This window comes from Pseudomonas sp. IT-93MI4, from assembly GCF_949767635.1.
Classification (GTDB): Bacteria; Pseudomonadota; Gammaproteobacteria; order Pseudomonadales; family Pseudomonadaceae; genus Aquipseudomonas; species Aquipseudomonas putida_A.
Genome location: NZ_CATKPP010000022.1, coordinates 93,509 through 112,779 on the forward strand (window position 1 = coordinate 93,509; position 19,271 = coordinate 112,779).

General features: G+C 61.0%; 20 protein-coding genes. 11 read left to right on the forward strand and 9 right to left on the reverse strand.

The genetic code is table 11. The features are described from left to right. Window positions 1–131 precede the first annotated feature (131 nt). Window positions 132–1,109, forward strand: coding sequence for an NADPH:quinone reductase (locus ACM6I7_RS12245; protein ID WP_414888655.1), 978 nt, complete (start codon window positions 132–134; stop codon window positions 1,107–1,109). 65 nt (window positions 1,110–1,174) lie between these two features. On the opposite strand, the gene ACM6I7_RS12250 is transcribed toward ACM6I7_RS12245, so the two are convergent. The 4 genes from ACM6I7_RS12250 to ACM6I7_RS12265 all read right to left on the reverse strand — a co-directional run bounded on the left by ACM6I7_RS12250 (window position 1,175) and on the right by ACM6I7_RS12265 (window position 4,904). Beyond that, on the reverse strand, window positions 1,175–1,846 hold the full coding sequence (locus ACM6I7_RS12250) for a hypothetical protein (protein ID WP_414888656.1): 672 nt from the start codon (window positions 1,844–1,846) through the stop codon (window positions 1,175–1,177). 239 nt (window positions 1,847–2,085) lie between these two features. Continuing rightward, window positions 2,086–2,643: an L-threonylcarbamoyladenylate synthase gene (locus tag ACM6I7_RS12255; protein WP_003220243.1), complete on the reverse strand. Its 558-nt coding sequence runs from the start codon at window positions 2,641–2,643 to the stop codon at window positions 2,086–2,088. A gap of 55 nt (window positions 2,644–2,698) precedes the next feature. Next, window positions 2,699–3,796, reverse strand: coding sequence for a DNA-processing protein DprA (gene dprA / locus ACM6I7_RS12260; protein WP_414888657.1), 1,098 nt, complete (start codon window positions 3,794–3,796; stop codon window positions 2,699–2,701). An 82-nt stretch (window positions 3,797–3,878) separates the two neighbouring features. Next, a complete protein-coding gene (locus ACM6I7_RS12265; protein WP_414888658.1) occupies window positions 3,879–4,904 on the reverse strand; it encodes a LysM peptidoglycan-binding domain-containing protein in 1,026 nt (341 codons plus the stop codon). A gap of 159 nt (window positions 4,905–5,063) precedes the next feature. Between ACM6I7_RS12265 and def the strand changes: the two genes are divergently transcribed. The 5 genes from def to ACM6I7_RS12290 all read left to right on the forward strand — a co-directional run bounded on the left by def (window position 5,064) and on the right by ACM6I7_RS12290 (window position 9,760). Continuing rightward, window positions 5,064–5,570 carry a peptide deformylase gene (def, locus tag ACM6I7_RS12270; protein ID WP_027610272.1) on the forward strand — a complete coding sequence of 169 codons (507 nt, stop codon included), beginning with the start codon at window positions 5,064–5,066 and terminating at the stop codon, window positions 5,568–5,570. A 57-nt stretch (window positions 5,571–5,627) separates the two neighbouring features. Next, the gene (fmt, locus tag ACM6I7_RS12275) at window positions 5,628–6,587 is read left to right on the forward strand and encodes a methionyl-tRNA formyltransferase (RefSeq protein ID WP_401064838.1); all 960 of its coding nucleotides are present in this window, start codon (window positions 5,628–5,630) and stop codon (window positions 6,585–6,587) included. Continuing rightward, complete coding sequence (gene rsmB, locus ACM6I7_RS12280; protein ID WP_414888659.1) at window positions 6,584–7,894, forward strand: 16S rRNA (cytosine(967)-C(5))-methyltransferase RsmB; 1,311 nt, start codon at window positions 6,584–6,586, stop codon at window positions 7,892–7,894. The genes fmt and rsmB overlap by 4 nt, the downstream gene beginning before the upstream one ends. Window positions 7,895–7,916: 22 nt before the next feature. Then, entirely contained in the window at window positions 7,917–9,293 is a 1,377-nt protein-coding gene (gene trkA, locus ACM6I7_RS12285; RefSeq protein WP_003220233.1) for a Trk system potassium transporter TrkA, read from the forward strand. A gap of 152 nt (window positions 9,294–9,445) precedes the next feature. Next, window positions 9,446–9,760 carry a tetratricopeptide repeat protein gene (locus ACM6I7_RS12290; protein ID WP_027610275.1) on the forward strand — a complete coding sequence of 105 codons (315 nt, stop codon included), beginning with the start codon at window positions 9,446–9,448 and terminating at the stop codon, window positions 9,758–9,760. A 1-nt stretch (window position 9,761) separates the two neighbouring features. Here the strand turns inward: ACM6I7_RS12290 and ACM6I7_RS12295 are convergent, their stop codons facing one another. The 3 genes from ACM6I7_RS12295 to ACM6I7_RS12305 form a co-directional block, all read right to left on the reverse strand. Then, on the reverse strand, window positions 9,762–10,001 hold the full coding sequence (locus ACM6I7_RS12295; protein WP_007960749.1) for a PilZ domain-containing protein: 240 nt from the start codon (window positions 9,999–10,001) through the stop codon (window positions 9,762–9,764). Between the two features lie 105 nt (window positions 10,002–10,106). Beyond that, the gene (locus ACM6I7_RS12300; protein ID WP_027610276.1) at window positions 10,107–10,994 is read right to left on the reverse strand and encodes a lysophospholipid acyltransferase; all 888 of its coding nucleotides are present in this window, start codon (window positions 10,992–10,994) and stop codon (window positions 10,107–10,109) included. A 40-nt stretch (window positions 10,995–11,034) separates the two neighbouring features. Further along, window positions 11,035–11,592 carry a DNA-3-methyladenine glycosylase I gene (locus tag ACM6I7_RS12305; protein ID WP_115986448.1) on the reverse strand — a complete coding sequence of 186 codons (558 nt, stop codon included), beginning with the start codon at window positions 11,590–11,592 and terminating at the stop codon, window positions 11,035–11,037. An 81-nt stretch (window positions 11,593–11,673) separates the two neighbouring features. On the opposite strand from ACM6I7_RS12305, the gene glyQ reads away from it, so the two are divergent. The 4 genes from glyQ (at window position 11,674) to ACM6I7_RS12325 (ending at window position 16,084) form a co-directional block, all read left to right on the forward strand. After that, window positions 11,674–12,627 (forward strand): glycine--tRNA ligase subunit alpha, encoded by a 954-nt coding sequence (glyQ, locus tag ACM6I7_RS12310; protein ID WP_003187265.1) that lies wholly within the window; start codon window positions 11,674–11,676, stop codon window positions 12,625–12,627. Continuing rightward, the gene (glyS, locus tag ACM6I7_RS12315) at window positions 12,624–14,678 is read left to right on the forward strand and encodes a glycine--tRNA ligase subunit beta (RefSeq protein ID WP_096795468.1); all 2,055 of its coding nucleotides are present in this window, start codon (window positions 12,624–12,626) and stop codon (window positions 14,676–14,678) included. Before glyQ ends, glyS begins: the two co-directional genes overlap by 4 nt. A 4-nt stretch (window positions 14,679–14,682) precedes the next feature. Continuing rightward, window positions 14,683–15,222, forward strand: a complete 540-nt coding sequence (gmhB, locus tag ACM6I7_RS12320; protein ID WP_177325594.1) for a D-glycero-beta-D-manno-heptose 1,7-bisphosphate 7-phosphatase — start codon at window positions 14,683–14,685, stop codon at window positions 15,220–15,222. Window positions 15,223–15,304: 82 nt separating this feature from the next. Next, a complete protein-coding gene (locus tag ACM6I7_RS12325) occupies window positions 15,305–16,084 on the forward strand; it encodes a lysophospholipid acyltransferase family protein (RefSeq protein WP_115988550.1) in 780 nt (259 codons plus the stop codon). Between the two features lie 168 nt (window positions 16,085–16,252). Here the strand turns inward: ACM6I7_RS12325 and ACM6I7_RS12330 are convergent, their stop codons facing one another. Beyond that, window positions 16,253–17,785: a sensor histidine kinase gene (locus tag ACM6I7_RS12330; protein WP_098966423.1), complete on the reverse strand. Its 1,533-nt coding sequence runs from the start codon at window positions 17,783–17,785 to the stop codon at window positions 16,253–16,255. Window positions 17,786–17,953: 168 nt separating this feature from the next. Between ACM6I7_RS12330 and ACM6I7_RS12335 the strand changes: the two genes are divergently transcribed. Next, the gene (locus tag ACM6I7_RS12335) at window positions 17,954–18,691 is read left to right on the forward strand and encodes a response regulator transcription factor (RefSeq protein ID WP_027610281.1); all 738 of its coding nucleotides are present in this window, start codon (window positions 17,954–17,956) and stop codon (window positions 18,689–18,691) included. Between the two features lie 47 nt (window positions 18,692–18,738). On the opposite strand, the gene ACM6I7_RS12340 is transcribed toward ACM6I7_RS12335, so the two are convergent. Continuing rightward, window positions 18,739–19,257 (reverse strand): Hcp family type VI secretion system effector, encoded by a 519-nt coding sequence (locus ACM6I7_RS12340; protein WP_027610282.1) that lies wholly within the window; start codon window positions 19,255–19,257, stop codon window positions 18,739–18,741. Between the last annotated feature and the right edge of the window lie 14 nt (window positions 19,258–19,271).

A 19,271-nucleotide genomic window follows, 5' to 3' on the forward strand; every position in this document is an offset into this window, starting at 1 on the left:
GCGCCCCGCAGGCAGGGGGCGGCGCAAATGGGCGCGTAGCATAACACCGCAAACCTGCGCGCCGCAGTTGACGAAGATCAAGCAGGGGAGTTGGATAGGGGGCTTACAAACGACCCAAGGAGAGCAGGCAGATGGCAAAGCGTATCCAGTTCCGCGCCCACGGCGGTCCCGAAGTGCTCGAGTTTGTTGACTACGAACCCGCCGCGCCCGGCCCGAATCAGGTGCGGGTGGCGAACAAGGCGATCGGCCTGAACTTCATCGATACCTATTTCCGCAGCGGTCTGTATGCCCCGCCAGCCTTGCCGTCCGGGCTCGGCGCAGAAGGCGCCGGCATCGTCGATGCCGTGGGCAGCGACGTCACCCGGTTCAAGGTCGGTGATCGCGTGGCATATGGCAGCGGCCCGCTGGGTGCCTACAGCCAGTTGCACACCCTGCCCGAAGCCAATCTGGTGAAGCTGCCGGACGAAATCAGCTTCGAGACCGCAGCCGGGGTCATGCTCAAGGGCCTCACCGTGCAGTACCTGCTGCGCCAGACCTATGAACTCAAGGGTGGCGAAACCATTCTGTTCCACGCCGCTGCCGGGGGTGTCGGTTCATTGGCCTGCCAATGGGCCAAGGCACTGGGCGTCAAGCTGATCGGCACGGTCAGCTCGAAGGAAAAAGCCGAACTGGCCAAAGCCAACGGCGCTTGGGCAACCATCGATTACAGCCACGAAAACGTGGCACAGCGGGTGCTGGAGCTGACTGACGGCAAGAAAGTCCCGGTGGTGTACGACGGCGTCGGCAAAGACACCTGGCTGACCTCGCTCGACAGTGTGTCGCCGCGTGGGCTGGTGGTGAGTTTCGGCAACGCCTCCGGTGCGGTGGACGGGGTGAATCTGGGGATTCTTTCGGCCAAGGGCTCGCTGTACGTGACCCGCCCGACCCTGGCGACCTACGCCAACAACGCCGAGAACCTGCAGCGCATGGCCGACGAGCTGTTCGAGATGATCATCAGCGGCAAGCTCAAGGTGAGCATCAGCCAGCGCCATCCACTGGCTGATGCGGCGAAGGCGCAGACCGAATTGTCGGCCCGGCGTACCACCGGCTCGACCATCCTGCTGCCCTGACAAACCTTCGACGTCTTGCCAGTCAGGGTTGCGAACCCAAGGCTGGCAAGTCAGTTCGAACGCGTTCAACACCTCGGCAGATGACACTCCAACGGTTTCTGCACCACGTGGCCAACCGCCGGATCAGGCGGTTGGACCGCCGCGAGAATTTGCCGCCACTCGGCTGACAGCACCCAGTAATCGCCGCTTGCGCGCTGGTCGATATGCAGGGCATTGGAAGCGATCGGCATCAGGCCGAAGCGCTGGTAGAAGCGCAGCTGTTGCGATCTGCACAACGCGGTTACCCCGTTATAACCGCGTTTAATGGCCCACTCGGTAGCGGCCGCCAGCAGACCGTTGACCGCAATGGGCAACTGATTGGGTGTGTACGACATCAATCGACTGAATTCGACATGGCGCGACAGCGCTACTGTGGGAGAAACGTGTTGCTGCGCCAGCGATACCCACTCGAACGGTGCCGGAGTCGCTCTCAATACCGCCAACAGTTGATCGTGCCGATACAGCAGAAAATGGGTACTGCGCGACTTTATCGCCAGTCTGGTTTCGAGCATCCGCGCCCGTGAAGTCAGCATGTAATGCTGCAACCGAAGCCGAAATTGCCGATCGATAAACCGGTCGAACTCCTGAGTATCCGCCCCTGCCTCAAGCATCACGATGCGACAACCCTCATGGTGACTCTTCAACGTCACCTGAAGCGCCTGCAGGTAATCCGTGAGTTGCAAATTGGTAGTGTCCATTCTTTCTCCGCAGACCTTAACTTATCGAAGTGTTTCGAGTGCAGGGAAAGGATGGTTGCTTTTGCCGATTCCGCCACGCCAGAAAGTCTGATAATCGAGTGGGAAAAGCCAATGAATCCGGGGACTTGGCGACTTTTCCGACAGGGAAACCGGCGTCATTGCAGGATAATTCGCAGGCAGGCGTAGTCTCCCTCGCCATCAAGGCGAGGAAGACTCACGGTATAGGTTTTCGCGCAGGGTCAGTCGGGACGAATGACCTTGCCGGTTGCCAGATCGCGGATCACGCTGGGGTTCTTGCGCCCACCCAGCTGCCCGCCAAGGATCAGGTCGATCTGCCCACGGAAATACTGCTCGACGCGCAACCGCGTGCGCGCCGCCGGCCGCCCCTGCGGGTTGGCCGAGGTGGAAATCAGCGGCCCGACCATCGAGCACAGATCCCGCACCTGCGGGTGATCGCTGACCCGCAGCGCCACCGTGTCATGCACGCCCGTCACCCATTCCGGCAACAGGTTCTGATGCGGCACCAGCCAGGTATTCGGCCCCGGCCAGGTGCTGGCCATGCGGTCGAGCCACTCTTGCGGGAAATCTTCGAACAGGAAGTCGAACTGGCGAATGTTGTCGGCGACCAGGATCAGGCCCTTGTCCACCGAACGGTTCTTGATCGCCAGCAGCCGATCCACTGCCTCTTCGTTCCACGGGTCGCAACCCAGCCCCCAGACGGCTTCGGTTGGATAGGCAATCACCGCCCCGGCGCGAATCTCTCGTGCGGCTTGTTGCACACGCCAACTGTTGACCATGAAAAAACTCTCCGAAAACAGGTTTTGCGCAGTTTACCGATCTTCCCTGTAAAACCTAGCGTGTCCTCGCCAGCCAGCGACCGTTTTCACACACTGCGCGGCCGTCCATTTCCAGCTCGGTGAGCGCCGCGAGGACTTTGGGCAACGCCCAGCCGCTGCTCTCGACCAAGGCTTCGCTGGTGTGCGGCGCGGCGTGCAGCAGATCAAGCAAGGGATGCGCGGAATCCGGCGGGTCTGTGGATAACGGCAAATGCTGCCAGCCGCGCAGGGCTTCGAGAATGTGTTCGATGGTTTCCACCAGCACCGCGCCGTCGCGGATCAACTGATGGCAACCGCGTGCGCCGGGGTGATGGATCGAGCCGGGAATCGCATACACCTCGCGGCCCTGTTCCGCCGCCAGGCGGGCGGTGATCAGTGAACCGCTGGCGACACTCGCCTCGACCACCAGCACGCCGAGAGACAAACCGCTGATGATCCGGTTGCGCCTGGGGAAGTTGCTCGCCGTCGGCCCGGCGTCCAGTGGAAACTCAGAAACCACTGCGCTGCCCGAGGCAATCATCGCGTCGGCCAGTCGACGATTGCGCTGTGGATAAAACTTTTCCAGGCCGGTGCCGAGTACGCCGACGGTTTGCCCGCCGACATCCAGCGCCGCTTGATGCGCAGCCGCATCGATACCCAGCGCCAAGCCACTGGTGATGACGAAACCGGCCCCGGCGAGGCTGCGGGAAAACGCGGCGGCGGTGTCCATTCCCGGACGTGAAGCACTGCGACTGCCGACCATCGCCAGTTGCGGTTTTTCCAGAATCAGCGGATCTCCGGCGACGAACAACAGCGGGGGCGGGTCAGGGATCTGCGCCAGCAGCGCCGGATAATCCGCCTGGTCCAACATCAATAGATGCTGGCCGGGCCGCTCTAGCCAGCGCAATGCATGGCTGGCGCCGTCGCGCACTTCAGGGTTGCGCCGGGCCTCGGCCGACGCCGCTGGCAGACCCAGCGCTCGCCAGGCACTGGCCGGCGCGCTCAGGGCTTTTGACGCCGAGCCGAAGGCTTCAAGCAGTTTGGCAAAACGTTTCGGACCGATTTCCGGCAAGCGGTGCACGCGCAAACGCGCTTCCAGTTCCGCAGGGGAAACCGGCGTACAGGCAGACAGCATCGTGGATCATCCTTGATCGTTATAAGTCCCGAACCATTCGGAACAAGCTGTGGATAACTCTGTTGGTAACTTGTTAAGCCTGCTAAGGATTTCGCACCTTGTCGAGCACCGCCAGCGAGCGCGATGCGTTGAGTACGAGGCCGTAACTGAGCTTGTCGTAGGTGCGGAACACCATCAGCAGACCGGCCCGTTCATCGGGAATTTTCAGCGGCTGGCCGGTGACCCGGTCGCGCACGGTTTCCCCGGTTTTCATCACCACCAGCACATTGCCTTCGGCCAGACCGTCGCGCTTGCCCTTGTTCAGGGTGACCACGTCCATCACGCCGATCTGCGTGACGCCGCGCGGCACGTCGATGATCAGGCCGTTGATGTTGGTGCTCGGGGCGCTGGGCATGAAAGTCGAATTGATCGAGCGCTCTTCGCCGCTGAACAGACGATCGCCCAGACGTACTTCCTGGGTGGTGCGTTGCAGGGCGAGGGTGGCGACGTCGCCTTCGGTGGCGACGATTTCACCGCCACCGATATCGTCGGCGTTGATCCCGAGAAACTCCTTGGTCTGCGGGTCGGTGTAGACCTTGCCCTGGCGGAAGATGCCGTACACCGGTTGATTCGGATCGAAGTGGCCCCGGGCGAAGATCCGGTCGCCAGTGCCACTCAACACGCGCTCGGCATCGCCGGCGACGATATACGGCGCCTTGTCGAAGTCCTCGACCTTGTCGACGATGCGGTTGCTCAGCAGGAAACTGTTGATCGATTTCAGCGGAATGCTGGGTATCGCCTCGGCCACCGGGCTGGTGCGGATGCGTGGCGACAGCTTGATGGTGCCCCGTGACTCGCCGCGATTGAGGGTCAGCTGCGGCTGGCCGTTGACGTAACGGAGCGTCAGCGTGTCGCCGGGGTAGATCAGGTTGGGGTTTTCGATTTGCGGATTGGCCCGCCACAGCTGTGGCCATTGCCAGGGCTCGCGCAGGTATTTGCCGGAAATGTCCCAGAGGGTGTCTCCCGAAACCACCGTGTATTGCTGTGGAAAACCATCCTTGAGTTGCACTTGCCCTTGCGCAGCCGCGGCCGAAGCCAGAAGCAGCAGGGCGAGTAGTGTTTTCCTCATGCAGCGAATCCCTTTATCATGTGCGTTCGCGTGAACCGTCAGAGCCCCCGTGGCTCGCTACTGCAAATTGCATTAGCTACGCTTCACAACGGTAGCCTGCATCTTCGGACCTGCCAGGCCATCGACCCGACTTTACTCAATACGTGCAGCAATCAGCCTATGGCCATTTTAAACATCCTCGAATTTCCGGACCCGCGTCTGCGTACTATCGCCAAGCCTGTGGCAGTAGTGGACGACGAAGTGCGTCAGTTGGTCGATGACATGTTTGAAACAATGTATGAAGCGCCGGGCATCGGCCTTGCCGCGACCCAGGTCAACGTGCACAAACGTATCGTCGTGATGGACCTTTCCGAAGACCGCACCGAACCCCGGGTGTTCATCAACCCCGAGTTCGAATCGCTGACCGACGAGATGGATCAGTATCAGGAAGGCTGCCTCTCGGTGCCGGGTTTCTACGAAAACGTCGACCGCCCGCAGAAGGTCAAAATCAAGGCGCTGGACCGCGATGGCCAGCCTTACGAACTGATCGCCGAAGGTCTGCTCGCAGTGTGCATCCAGCACGAATGCGACCATCTCAACGGCAAGTTGTTCGTCGATTACCTGTCCACGCTCAAACGCGACCGGATCAAGAAGAAACTGGAAAAGCTGCATCGCCAGAACGCTTGATGCCCTCCTTCAAAGGCTTGCTGCGGCAAGCCTTTTTCTTTTTGTGAGACTCCCTTCATGACTGAGCCACTGCGCATCGTTTTTGCCGGCACCCCGGAATTCGCCGCCGAGCACCTCAAGGCCCTGCTGAACAGCCCTTACGAGATCGTTGCGGTCTACACCCAACCGGATCGTCCGGCCGGTCGCGGGCAAAAACTGATGCCGAGCCCGGTCAAACAGTTGGCCCTGGAAAATAATATCCAGGTGTTGCAGCCGCCGACCCTGCGCAACGCTGACGCTCAAGCCGAGCTGGCCGCGCTGAAACCGGACTTGCTGGTGGTGGTCGCCTACGGCCTGATCCTGCCGCAAGCGGTGCTGGATATTCCGCGTCTGGGCTGCATCAACAGCCACGCCTCCCTGCTGCCACGCTGGCGCGGTGCGGCGCCGATCCAGCGCGCCGTGGAACACGGTGATGCCGAAAGCGGCGTGACCGTGATGCGCATGGAAGCGGGCCTCGATACCGGGCCGATGCTGCTCAAGGTCGTGACCCCGATCAGCGCCGACGACACCGGCGGCACGCTGCACGACCGTCTCGCCGAAATGGGCCCGCCCGCCGTGGTCCAGGCGATTGCCGGCCTGGCCGCCGGAACCCTCGAAGGCGAAGTGCAGAACGACGAACTCGCCACCTACGCCCACAAACTGAACAAGGACGAAGCGCGCCTCGACTGGAGCCGTCCGGCGGTTGAGCTGGAGCGTCTGGTACGCGCCTTCAATCCATGGCCGATTACCCACAGCACCCTCAACGGTGAAGCGCTGAAAGTACTGGCCGCGACCCTGGCTGACGGCAAAGGCGCGCCGGGTGCAATCCTCAGCGCCAGCAAGGACGGCCTGATCGTCGCGTGCGGTGAGCAGGCGTTGTGCCTGACCCGTCTGCAACTGCCCGGCGGCAAGGCGCTGAACTTCAGCGACCTGTTCAACAGCCGTCGCGAGAAATTTGCCGTCGGCACCGTGCTCGGCGCCGTGGTGGACGCGCAATGAACCCGCGTCTGGCCGCCGCCAAGGCACTCGCAGCCGTGCTCAGCGGCAAGGCTTCGCTGAACAGCTCCCTGCCGGCGCAACTGGACAAGGTCGAAGACCGTGATCGCGGTTTCACTCAGGATCTGGCGTTCGGCACCGCGCGCTGGCAGCCACGGCTGTCGGCGCTGGCGGAAAAGCTTTTGCAGAAACCGTTCAAGGCTGCCGACGCCGATGTCGAGGCGTTGCTGCTGGTCGGTCTCTATCAACTGCTCTACACCCGCGTGCCGCCGCACGCGGCCATCGGCGAAACCGTCGGTTGCGCCGACAAGCTGAAAAAGCCGTGGGCCAAGGGTTTGCTCAACGCCGTGCTGCGCAATGCCCAGCGCGAAAGCGAGACGATTTTCGCCGAGCTGGAACGCGACCCAGTGGTACGCACCGCCCACCCGCGCTGGCTGCAAAAATCCCTGAAAGCCTTCTGGCCGGAGCAATGGGAAGCGATCTGCGCGGCAAATAACGCGCACCCGCCGATGATTCTGCGGGTCAACCGCCGCTATCACAGCCGCGACGCCTACGTCGGCTTGCTCAGCGACGCCGGCATCGCCGCCACGCCGTGTGTCTATAGCCGCGACGGCATCGTCCTCGACGCCGCCGCCGACGTGCGCAGCCTGCCGGGTTTTGCCGAAGGCTGGATCAGCGTGCAGGACGAAGCGGCGCAACTGGCCGCCGATCTGCTCGATCTGGCGCCGGGTCAGCGCGTGCTCGATGCGTGCTGCGCGCCGGGCGGCAAGACCTGCCACATCCTCGAAGCCGAACCGGCGCTGGCCGGCGTGGTGGCGGTGGATCTGGAAGCCAAGCGGCTGGTGCGGGTGAAGGAGAACCTTGAGCGGCTGGGCCTGAGCGCCGACCTGATCGCTGCCGACGGTCGCGATACCGCAGCATGGTGGGACGGCAAGCCGTTCCAGCGCATCCTGCTCGACGCGCCGTGCTCGGCCACCGGCGTGATCCGCCGCCATCCGGACATCAAGCTGACCCGTCAGCCGGACGACATCGCTGCCCTAGCGCAACTGCAAGGCGAGCTGCTCGACGCCCTGTGGAAAACCCTCGAAGTCGGCGGCATCCTGCTCTACGCCACGTGCTCGACCTTGCCGACCGAAAACACCGAAGTCATCGCCGCGTTTCTTGAGCGCACGCCCGGAGCCCGCGAACTCGACCTGGCCACCACGGCCGGGATCAAACAGCCCCATGGTCGCCAATTGCTGGCCCAGCAGGGCGGACATGATGGGTTCTACTACGCCAAGCTGATCAAGATCGCTGCCGCGCGCGGCTAAATGGATTGAATGGAGTGACTGGATGAAAATCATCATCCTCGGTGCGGGGCAGGTCGGCGGTTCGCTGGCTGAACACCTGGCGAGCGAAGCCAACGACATCACCGTGGTCGACACCGACGGCGAACGCCTGCGCGACCTCGGCGACCGTCTCGACATCCGCACCATTCAGGGCCGCGGCTCGCTGCCGTCGGTGCTGCGTCAGGCCGGCGCCGACGACGCAGACATGCTGGTGGCGGTGACCAACAGTGACGAGACCAACATGGTCGCCTGTCAGGTCGCGCACACCCTGTTCCACACCCCGACCAAAATCGCCCGGGTGCGCGAAGCGTCTTATCTGAACCGCGAAGAACAGCTGTTCCAGAACGAAGCGATTCCGGTCGACGTGCTGATCAGCCCCGAGCAGGTGGTGACCAACTACATCAAGCGCCTGATCCAGCATCCGGGCGCGCTGCAAGTGATCGACTTCGCCGAAGGCCAGGCGCAGCTTGTCGCAGTGCGCGCCTATTACGGCGGGCCGCTGGTGGGTCAGCAATTGCGCCAGTTGCGCGAGCACATGCCGAATGTCGAGACGCGTGTCGCGGCGATTTTCCGCCGCGACCGGCCGATCCTGCCGCAGGGCGATACGGTGATCGAGGCCGATGACGAAGTCTTCTTCATCGCCGCCCGTGAGAATATTCGCGCGGTGATGAGCGAAATGCGCCGTCTCGACGAAACCTACAAGCGCATCGTGATTGCCGGTGGCGGGCAGATCGGCGAGCGTCTGGCCGAGGCCATCGAAAGTCGCTACCAGGTGAAGATCATCGAGATGAACCCGGCCCGCTGCCGCTATCTCTCCGACACCCTCGACAGCACCGTGGTGCTGCAGGGAAGTGCGTCGGACCGTGATCTGCTGCTGGAAGAGAACATTGCCGACGCCGACATCTTCCTTGCGCTGACCAACGATGACGAAGCCAACATCATGTCGTCGCTGCTGGCCAAGCGCCTGGGCGCGAAGAAGGTGATGACGATCATCAACAACCCGGCTTACGTCGATCTGATCCAGGGCGGCGACATCGACATCGCCATCAGCCCGCAACTGGCGACCATCGGCACCTTGCTGGCCCACGTACGCCGTGGCGATATCGTCAGCGTGCACTCATTGCGCCGGGGCGCGGCGGAGGCCATCGAGGCGATTGCCCACGGCGATGCGAAGTCGAGCAAGGTCATCGGCCGGCCGATCGAGAAAATCGGCCTGCCGCCGGGCAGCACGATTGGCGCGATCATCCGCAACGAAGAAGTGATCATCGCCCACGACGATACGGTGATCGAAACCGGCGACCATGTGATTCTGTTCCTTGTGGATAAAAAGCATATTCGCGATGTGGAGAAGCTGTTTCATGTGGGTCTCAGCTTCTTCTGATCCAGAAATATCGTTGGCTGTAATGGCCTCTTCGCGAGCAAGCCCGCTCCCACAGGGGGAATGCATTCCAAATGTGGGAGCGGGCTTGCTCGCGAAAGCGGTGTAATTGACACCGATCTACACCTGACACTCCACAGAAAAGGAACCCATCGATGCTCGAATCCCTGGAAAAAATGCTCGCCAAGGGTGTGGATAACTCATTGCTGCGCTTTGGCCTGGGCAAGGGTTATCTGGATTTGGGAGAGAACGCCAAGGCAGCCGAGCATTTCCAGCGCTGTGTCGGTTTCGACCCGAAGTACTCGGCGGCGTGGAAGCTATTGGGCAAAGCGCAACTCGCACTGGGCGATCACGCGGCCGCACGGCAGGCGTGGGAACAAGGTCTGGAAGCCGCCCGCGCCCATGGCGACAAGCAGGCCGAGAAGGAAATGACGGTGTTTCTGAAGAAGCTCGACCGCCAGGCGCAATAATTTAGAGATAACGCAGGCCGATGCCCTCGGCATCCACCGTCACCACTTCCATTCGCACCCGCGGCGCGCCTGTGGGTAAATCCTGCACCTGGCCATAAACCACCGCACCCTTGGGCAATGACGCCAGACGCGGATGCTGCACATACACGCCGGTGGCCGACAGATTGCGCGTCTGCCCCAGGCACTCGCCGAAGCTGTCGTGGGTGATCTTGATGCGGAAGGATTTGCGTTGTTCGGACATCTTTATGCGCCCTTGAATGAACGGGTTGTGGATAACCTCAAGCAAGATCAAAAGATCACAGCCTTCGGCGTTCCTGCAGGTTATCCACAGAGTGTGCCAACTTGCTCAGTACCAGCGCGCTTCGCCCGGCGGACGTTTCTTGAAGCGCTTCATGCTCCACATGTATTGGCTTGGATACGCGGCAACGTAGCGTTCAACGACTTTGCTCATCGCTGCGCAGGATTCCTCGGTATCGGTGCTGTACATGGCCTCGGGCGCCGCTTCGAGGATCACTTTGTAGCCGGAGCCGTCCGGCAGGCGCAGGGCGTGCAGGAACACGCCGACCGCTTTGCCGCCGGCGAGCATGTTCGGCACGAATTTACTGGTCAGCGCCTGGGTGGCGAAGAACGGCACGAAGATCCCCGCGGATTCGGCCGGTTCCGGGTCAGCCGGAATGCCCACTGCACCACCTTTGCGCACTTCCTTGATGACGCTGAGGATGCCTTCCTTGGTGGAGGCAGCGACTTTATTGCCCAGTTGCACGCGTTGCTTGCGCAGCAATTCATCCACAGCCTTGAGCTTTGGCGGGCGGTAGAAAATGATCGGTTTGCACTGGCTGCAATAGAAGTGGTTCAGCACTTCCCAGTTGCCCAGGTGGCTGGTGATGCCGACCACGCCTTTGCCCGAGGCCAGCGCATCCTTGAGGATGTCGAGGCCTTCGACTTCGCGCACCAGATCGATGGAACGCTGGGCCGGCCAGATCCAGGCGCAGGCACTTTCGGTCAGGGATTTACCGATGTCTTTGAGGCTCTGGCCGACCAGGCGCTCACGTTCGGCCGGGTCCATCTGTGGAAAACATTTGGCGAGGTTGATCCGCACCACGTCGCGGGAACGGTTGGGGGTTTTCCACATGATCCAGCCGATCGCCGAACCCACGGCCTGCACGGCCCGCCATGGCAGCAGGGCAAACAGCCGCAGAGCGCCTACCAGCAAGGCGCCTTTAAACTTTTCCACAGGTCACTCCTGATTTTGTGCTGTGCGCGAGGCGGCCATTCTAACCGCCGTTGACCAGCTGCGCGTAGCGGTCGCAGTCCTGAGTGTGATCCATGACCATGCCCGAAGCCTGCATCAGTGCGTAGCAAATGGTTGGGCCAACGAAGGTGAAGCCGGCCTTTTTCAGGGCTTTGCTCATCGCCAGCGCTTCGGGGGTGATCGCCGGGACTTCGCTGCGATCCTTGAAATGATTGATGATCGGTTGGCCGCCGACGAACGACCAGAGAAACGCCACCGGGTCTTCCAGCGCCAGCCAGGCCTGGGCGTTGCGCCGGGCGGCATTGAGTTTGAGGCGATTGCGGATGATCCCCGGATCGAGCATCAGTTCGTCGATTTCGGCGTCGCTCATCTGCGCCACACGCTGAACGTCGAAACCGTACAACACCTCGCGGTAGCGCTCGCGTTTACGCAGCACGGTGATCCACGACAGCCCGGCCTGGAACCCTTCGAGCAAAAGCAACTCGAACAAACCCTGCGCATCGCGTAGCGGCGTGCCCCACTCCTGATCGTGATAAGCCATGTACAGCGGATCTTCGGTACACCAAAAGCAGCGTGGCATAAGGCTCCAGGGGGTGGAGGTGCGACTGAATCGGGTATACTCCCGCTCTTTAAATCGCAGCCCAAGAAACAGGTGAATTTCGTGAGCCAGCCTACGCCAGCCGTGCGTACCTTCCAAGACTTGATCCTCGCGCTCCAGCAATACTGGGCCGAGCAAGGTTGTGTGGTACTTCAGCCCTACGATATGGAAGTAGGCGCCGGCACTTTCCACACCGCGACCTTCCTGCGCGCCATCGGCCCGGAAACCTGGAACGCCGCGTATGTGCAGCCAAGCCGCCGTCCGACTGACGGCCGCTACGGGGAAAACCCGAACCGTCTGCAGCACTACTATCAGTTCCAGGTGGTTCTGAAGCCGAACCCGGACAACTTCCAGGAACTGTACCTGGGCTCGCTCAAGCATGTCGGCCTGGACCCGCTGGTCCACGACATCCGCTTCGTCGAAGACAACTGGGAATCGCCGACCCTCGGCGCCTGGGGTCTGGGCTGGGAAGTCTGGCTCAACGGCATGGAAGTGACTCAGTTCACCTACTTCCAGCAGGCTGGCGGCATCGAGTGCTACCCGGTCACCGGTGAAATCACCTACGGTCTGGAGCGTCTGGCCATGTACCTGCAAGGCGTGGATTCGGTCTACGACCTGGTCTGGGCTGACGGTCCGTTCGGCAAGGTGACCTACGGCGACGTGTTCCACCAGAACGAAGTGGAGCAGTCCACCTACAACTTCGAACACGCCAACGTCGACAAACTGTTCGAACTGTTCGACTTCTATGAAAGCGAAGCCAAGCGCCTGATCGAACTCGACCAGCCGCTGCCGTTGCCGAGCTACGAAATGGTGCTGAAGGCCTCGCACACCTTCAACCTGCTGGACGCGCGCCGGGCGATCTCGGTGACCGCGCGTCAGCAATACATCCTGCGCGTACGCACCCTGGCGCGTTCCGTTGCGCAAGCCTACCTGCTGGCCCGCGCCAAGCTGGGCTTCCCGATGGCGACCCCGGACCTGCGTGACGAAGTACTGGCCAAGCTGGAGGCTGCACAATGAGTGCGCAAGATTTTCTGGTTGAACTGGGCACCGAAGAACTGCCGCCAAAAGCCCTGAACACCCTGGCTGAAGCGTTCCTCGCCGGTATCGACAAGGGCCTGCAAGCTGCCGGCCTGAGCTACGAAAGCAAAACGGTCTATGCCGCGCCGCGCCGTCTGGCGGTGCTGATCACGGCGCTGGCGACCCAGCAACCGGATCGCAGCATCAACCTGGATGGCCCGCCACGTCAGGCCGCCTTCGACGCTGAAGGCAACCCGACTCAGGCAGCCCTGGGCTTCGCCAAGAAGTGCGGCGTCGAGCTGAGCGAAATCGACCAGAGCGGCCCGAAACTGCGTTACAGCCAGAACATCGCCGGCAAGCCAACCGCAAGCCTGCTGCCGACCATCGTCGAAGATTCGCTGAACGACCTGCCGATCCCGAAACGCATGCGTTGGGGTGCGCGCAAGGAAGAGTTCGTGCGTCCGACCCAGTGGCTGGTGATGCTGCTCGGTGACCAGGTCATCGACTGCACCATCCTCGCGCAGAAGGCTGGCCGCGACTCCCGTGGTCACCGTTTCCATCACCCGGAAAGCGTGCGCATCGGTTCGCCGTCGAGCTACCTGGCCGACCTGCGTGCCGCCTACGTGCTGGCCGATGCCAACGAGCGTCGCGAGATCATCAGCAAGCGCACCGAAGAACTGGCGACCCGTCAGGAAGGCACCGCGATCGTGCCGCCGGCGCTGCTGGATGAAGTGACCGCGCTGGTCGAATGGCCGGTGCCGCTGGTGTGCTCGTTCGAGGAACGCTTCCTCGATGTGCCGCAGGAAGCACTGATCACCACCATGCAGGACAACCAGAAGTACTTCTGCCTGCTGGATGCCGACGGCAAGTTGCTGCCACGGTTCATCACCGTCGCCAACATCGAAAGCAAAGATCCACAGCAGATCATCGCCGGTAACGAGAAAGTGGTTCGCCCACGCCTGACCGACGCCGAGTTCTTCTTCAAGCAAGACAAGAAGCAGAAACTCGAAGCCTTCAATGATCGCCTGAAGAACGTGGTGTTCCAGGAAAAACTCGGCAGCGTCTACGACAAGGCCGAGCGCGTCTCGAAGCTCGCGGCGTATATTGCCGCGCGAATCGGCGGCAACGCTTCGTGGGCGGCCCGTGCCGGCCTGCTGTCGAAGTGCGACCTGGCCACCGAAATGGTCGGCGAGTTCCCGGAGATGCAAGGTGTCGCCGGTTACTACTACGCGCTCAATGACGGCGAGCCGGAAGACGTCGCGCTGGCGCTGAACGAGCAGTACATGCCACGCGGTGCCGGTGCTGAACTGCCGGCGACCCTGACCGGTGCGGCTGTCGCGATCGCCGACAAGCTCGACACCCTGGTCGGCATCTTCGGTATCGGCATGCTGCCGACCGGCAGCAAAGACCCGTATGCCCTGCGCCGTGCGGCCCTCGGCGTGCTGCGTATCCTGATCGAGAAAAAACTCGACCTCGATCTGAACGACGCCGTGGCCTTCGCCGTGACGGCGTTCGGTGCCAAGGTCAAGGCTGCCGGCCTGAACGACGCGGTGCTGGAATTCATCTTCGACCGTCTGCGTGCGCGTTACGAAGACGAAGGCGTCGATGTTGCCACTTACCTGTCGGTACGTGCCCTGAAGCCGGGTTCGGCGCTGGACTTCGACCAGCGTGTGCAAGCGGTTCAGGCCTTCCGCAAGCTGCCGGAAGCGGCAGCGCTGGCGGCGGTCAACAAGCGTGTATCGAACCTGTTGAGCAAGGTTGAAGGCTCGGTGCCGACCGTGGTCGAAGCCAAATACTTCGACAACGCCAACGAGTTCTCGCTGTACTCGGCGATCCAGCAAGCGGATCAGGCGGTGCAGCCAATGGCCGCAGCGCGTCAGTACAACGAATCGCTGGCGCGTCTGGCGGCATTGCGCGAGCCGGTGGATGCGTTCTTCGACGCGGTGATGGTCAATGCCGAAGACGCCAAGGTCCGGGCCAACCGCTACGCGCTGCTCGCGCGTCTGCGTGGCCTGTTCCTCGGGGTTGCCGACATTTCGCTGCTGGGTTGAGGAATTGCTGTTGAAACTGCTGATTCTCGATCGGGATGGAGTGATCAATTACGACTCCGACGCTTACATCAAGTCGGTGGAGGAGTGGATTCCACTGCCCGGCTCGATCGAGGCGATTGCGCAGTTGAGCAAGGCCGGCTGGACGGTGGCGGTCGCTACCAACCAGTCGGGCATTGCTCGCGGCTATTACGACCTTGCCACCCTCGACGCCATGCACGCGCGCCTGCGCACGCTCGTGGCAGAGCAGGGCGGTGAAGTCGGGCTGATCGTGTACTGCCCGCATGGTCCGGACGAGGGTTGCGATTGCCGCAAGCCGAAGCCGGGGATGTTGCAAACCATCGCGGCGCATTACAACGTGGCGCTGACGAATGTCTGGTTCGTCGGCGACAGCCTTGGTGACCTGGAGGCCGCCAAAGCCGTCGATTCACAGCCCGTTTTGGTAAAGACCGGGAAAGGCGAAAAAACTCTGGGCAAGACCCTTCCGGTCGGCACCCTGATTTTTGACGATCTGGCGGCGATTGCCGCAGAACTTATCCACAACTAGAGTGCTTCTGAAGTTCCTGACCAGGGATTGATCGGGAGTGCGCTTGAACAGTCGGGCATCGCCCGTAACGGTAAACGTCGCCATGTCGATACTGCAGGCCATCAGAATCTTTCTCTTTTACCTGCTGCTGGGCACTACTGCCTTGCTGTGGTGCAGCCTGAGCTTTTTTATCGCGCCCTTTTTGCCGTTCAAGGCGCGCTATCGTTTCATCAACGTGTACTGGTGCCGTTGCGCCTTGTGGTTGACCAAGGTGTTTCTCGGCATTCGTTACGAGATCAAAGGTGCGGAAAATGTGCCGGATCGGCCCTGCGTGATTCAGTCGAACCACCAGAGCACCTGGGAGACGTTCTTTCTCTCTGCTTATTTCTCGCCCTTGAGCCAGGTGCTCAAGCGTGAATTGCTCTACGTACCGTTCTTCGGTTGGGCCATGGCCATGCTGCGGCCGATCGCGATTGATCGCGACAACCCGAAAGCGGCGCTCAAACAAGTCGCGGCCAAGGGCGATGAACTGCTCAAGGACAACGTCTGGGTATTGATCTTCCCTGAAGGCACCCGCGTTCCCCACGGCACTGTCGGCAAGTTCTCGCGCAGTGGCAGCGCGTTGGCGGTAAATGCGGCGCTTCCGGTGCTACCGATTGCACACAATGCCGGCAAGTTCTGGCCGAAAATCGGCTGGGGCAAGACGTCGGGTGTGATCACCGTGGTCATCGGTGAGCCGATGTATGCCGAAGGCACTGGCCCGCGCGCCATCGCCGAGCTGAACGACCGGGTACAGGCCTGGAACGAACAGACCCAGCGCGAAATGGGTTCGCTGCCACCAGCACCGCAGGCGCCTGCCGCGAATGATCAGGTGGCTGTCTGAGATTTTGTGGATAACCTGTGTACGGTTTTGTTGAAAAAGCCTGAATATTGAAAGTAACCGATTGATTTACTTATATATTTCTCAAGCTCATAAAACACCGTAAAAGGTGCATAAGTTTTTTTCGGAAGTAAAAAAACCGGCTGATATAGCCGGTTTTTTTGTGCCTGTTCACTCGCAGATCAGCGGTAACTGCAGCCGGAACGTGGTGCCTTGATCGACGATACTGTGGCACTCGATGTTACCGCCATGATGGTCGACTACTGCCTTGACCATCGACAGCCCCAACCCGACGCCATCAATCCCCTGCGCCGACGAAAAGCGCCGGTACTGGGTGAACAGATCCGGCAGCTCCTCGGCGGCAATGCCTTTGCCCTGATCGGTCAATTCACAGCATAGCCACTCACCCTGGCAACTGACGTTCAACTTGATCGTGGTACCGACCGGGCTGTACTTGATCGCGTTCTCCAGCAGGTTGAACAAGGCGCGGGTCAGCAGGCCCTGGTCAGCGTTGATCAGACGCTCCTGGGATTGTTCGTCCATCGTGTGCAGCAGTTTGATGCTTTTCTGCTGAGCAATGGGCAGCGCCTGATCCAGCACGTCCAGCACCAGCATCGCGAACAGACTGGGCTGGAACTGATAAGCCTCGGATTCGGCCCGCGCCAGCAGAACGAAACCGTCAGTCAGATCGAGCGCCCGGCGTACCTGGCGCTCGATCTGCTCGAACAGCGGTGAATCCGCGCCGGCTTGATGGCGATGTACATCGAGCAGGGCCAAAATCGCCGAATGCGGGGCGCGCAGATCGTGGGAAAGGAACCGCAGCAAGACCCCACGCTGTTCTTCTGCGGCGCGTTCGGCGCTCAGATCGGTGAGGCTCAGCAGCCAGCCGATGGGAGTATCGCCATCCACCGGCAGCAAAGCCGCCCGTTCCAGACGCAAACTGCGTTCCTTGTGATCGCGAAACTCCAGCAGCGTCAGGTCCGACAGCGCCGGGCGTGGTTCTGTGGACAATTCCGGATAACCGAGGCGGGCCAGTTGCTCAAGAACATAGTCACCGACCAGCGGGTCATCGAACAATACCCGGGCCTTGCGGTTTCCCAGCAGAATCTGCCCCTTGGGATCGCTGATCAGCGTCGCCACCGGCAGGTATTCCAGACCGTCGGCAATGAAACGCCGGGTATCGCGGGTGCGGCTCATGGCTTGCTCCAGTGCCATGATCTGGCCCTGCAGCTGATCAGCGCTGGTGAATTGCGCACGGCGCCGCTCGGGAAATACTTTCGGCTCGCGGTCCAGTCGGGCCAGCTCCCAGCCAAAATACGTCAGCACCACACTCAGGCGCCGCCAGTTCCAGATCAGGTAGCCGAACAACATGCCCAGCGCCGCTGGAGTCGGTGACCACCAGTGTCGAACTTCCGCCAGCCCGGCGCTAGCCAGCAGCACACAAGCCACACCGCACGATGTCACCCAGATCGCCCAGCGCGGGCGCCACAGCAGCAATCCGAGTACGCAGGCTACCAGCCCTACCGAAAGCAACGCGCTCCACATCGGTACCACGTCGTGCAGATTGATCTGCGCGCGATACGACAACAAGGCAGTCAGCGGCAACAGCACTAGACTTATCCACAACCACTCACGCACCAGCCGTCGAAACAGACGCTGGACCTGACTTGGCTCGCGGCTTTCACGCCGACGCGGGCTATTCATTACAAACAGGGCAGGGGACAGTGAATGGTTTCATGGGCCACAGGTCTGAGGATGTAGATCCGAAGAATCATAGCGGACGTCGACCGATGGTGGACTGCTTACTTTTACCGCACAGGCCGAGCCTTCAGGGTTGCCGGCCACTGCTCAAGCAACAAGGAACCCACGCGTATGCGCGTTGCGATACTGGACGATGAACCCGCCGAACTGCGTCGGGTCGAGCAAACCCTGCAGCAGATGGCTGCGGAGGGAGACCAGCCTTGGTCGTTGCACAGCTTTGAACGGGGCGAGGACCTGTTGCGCCAATTGCGGCGGGACACCTTCGACCTGCTGATCCTCGACTGGCAACTGCCCGACCTGTCCGGCCTGGCGCTGCTGCGCTGGACCCGCGAACACATGGAGGCGCCGCCCGCCGCGATCATGCTGACCAGCCGCGACGGCGAAAGCGATATCGTCCAGGCGCTGAACGCCGGTGCCGACGATTACGTCAGCAAACCGTTCCGCCCCAACGAGCTGAAAGCCCGAGTCGCCGCCGTACTGCGCCGGCACAGCCAGCAACGTAGCAGCGCTGCTGAAGTCCTGAGTTTCAATGACCTGACCTTCGACGACGCCGAACTGAGCGTCACCCGTGAGGGCAAGGCAGTGGTCATGACGGAGCGTGAATACCGCCTGGCGCGCTGCCTGTTCAGTAACCTGGGTCGGCCATTGTCGCGGGAGTACCTGTACGAACGCTTCTGGCCCCACGAAGAAGTGGCGTCGTCACGGCCGCTGGATACCCATATCTATCGCCTGCGCAACAAACTGGGGCTGACGGCGGATCGGGGTTGGCAGTTGCTGACGATTTATGGGTATGGGTATCGGTTGGAGAGTGTATCTGCGACACCTGCTGACAGCATGATGCAGTCGTAAGGTGAATCGACCAGTCAAACTGGTCGATATTTGGCATCCCGCGAGCGTCAGTTGACCAAAGGTGCACGCCAGTCATCTGAACCCGTCGTGCCGCAGATTTCATGCGTCCAGATGATTTTACGATACGTGAAATGTACGTCTTCCAACTGTGTGAAGTGCGCCATATTCATATCTTGGCAATTCGGCATTCTGGAATTCACTTCCACAATAACGGCGTCTACCAATTCAATACTGAAAAAATGTTCTTGTGTACCTGAAGCGGAAGTTCGATACCAGGCAATATGACAATTGTCCAAGACTTCGCCACTGGTCAAGGCGCTGAATATCAACGGGGATGCCTTGTCGAAAACCTTGGTAACCATGAGCGGCTTATGCACCCGCTGACCGGTGGGCTGGCCGGATTGAGGGTCACGTGGAATGATTATTTGATGGCTGAAAGCTTGTATCAAAATCTGATCTTCGTGCCCTTCCTGGTAGGTATTACCCACTGAATCTGCTGTAAAAGCTCCAGCACTGATTAAACCTTGTCGATTACCATTGATCGTCAAATACGCAGGTGTTGGCATAACTAAGTTCCCTG

Excerpts from the sequence above, each read along its gene's own strand:
- def (WP_027610272.1), top strand. The coding sequence starts at position 5,064 with ATGGCCATTTTAAACATCCTCGAATTTCCGGACCCGCGTCTGCGTACT.
- dprA (WP_414888657.1), bottom strand. The coding sequence starts at position 3,796 with ATGCTGTCTGCCTGTACGCCGGTTTCCCCTGCGGAACTGGAAGCGCGT.
- ACM6I7_RS12330 (WP_098966423.1), bottom strand. The coding sequence starts at position 17,785 with ATGAATAGCCCGCGTCGGCGTGAAAGCCGCGAGCCAAGTCAGGTCCAG.
- glyS (WP_096795468.1), top strand. The coding sequence starts at position 12,624 with ATGAGTGCGCAAGATTTTCTGGTTGAACTGGGCACCGAAGAACTGCCG.
- ACM6I7_RS12340 (WP_027610282.1), bottom strand. The coding sequence starts at position 19,257 with ATGCCAACACCTGCGTATTTGACGATCAATGGTAATCGACAAGGTTTA.
- ACM6I7_RS12255 (WP_003220243.1), bottom strand. The coding sequence starts at position 2,643 with ATGGTCAACAGTTGGCGTGTGCAACAAGCCGCACGAGAGATTCGCGCC.
- ACM6I7_RS12335 (WP_027610281.1), top strand. The coding sequence starts at position 17,954 with ATGCGCGTTGCGATACTGGACGATGAACCCGCCGAACTGCGTCGGGTC.
- ACM6I7_RS12265 (WP_414888658.1), bottom strand. The coding sequence starts at position 4,904 with ATGAGGAAAACACTACTCGCCCTGCTGCTTCTGGCTTCGGCCGCGGCT.
- rsmB (WP_414888659.1), top strand. The coding sequence starts at position 6,584 with ATGAACCCGCGTCTGGCCGCCGCCAAGGCACTCGCAGCCGTGCTCAGC.
- ACM6I7_RS12250 (WP_414888656.1), bottom strand. The coding sequence starts at position 1,846 with ATGGACACTACCAATTTGCAACTCACGGATTACCTGCAGGCGCTTCAG.
- ACM6I7_RS12325 (WP_115988550.1), top strand. The coding sequence starts at position 15,305 with ATGTCGATACTGCAGGCCATCAGAATCTTTCTCTTTTACCTGCTGCTG.
- ACM6I7_RS12305 (WP_115986448.1), bottom strand. The coding sequence starts at position 11,592 with ATGCCACGCTGCTTTTGGTGTACCGAAGATCCGCTGTACATGGCTTAT.
- ACM6I7_RS12245 (WP_414888655.1), top strand. The coding sequence starts at position 132 with ATGGCAAAGCGTATCCAGTTCCGCGCCCACGGCGGTCCCGAAGTGCTC.
- fmt (WP_401064838.1), top strand. The coding sequence starts at position 5,628 with ATGACTGAGCCACTGCGCATCGTTTTTGCCGGCACCCCGGAATTCGCC.
- trkA (WP_003220233.1), top strand. The coding sequence starts at position 7,917 with ATGAAAATCATCATCCTCGGTGCGGGGCAGGTCGGCGGTTCGCTGGCT.
- ACM6I7_RS12290 (WP_027610275.1), top strand. The coding sequence starts at position 9,446 with ATGCTCGAATCCCTGGAAAAAATGCTCGCCAAGGGTGTGGATAACTCA.
- ACM6I7_RS12295 (WP_007960749.1), bottom strand. The coding sequence starts at position 10,001 with ATGTCCGAACAACGCAAATCCTTCCGCATCAAGATCACCCACGACAGC.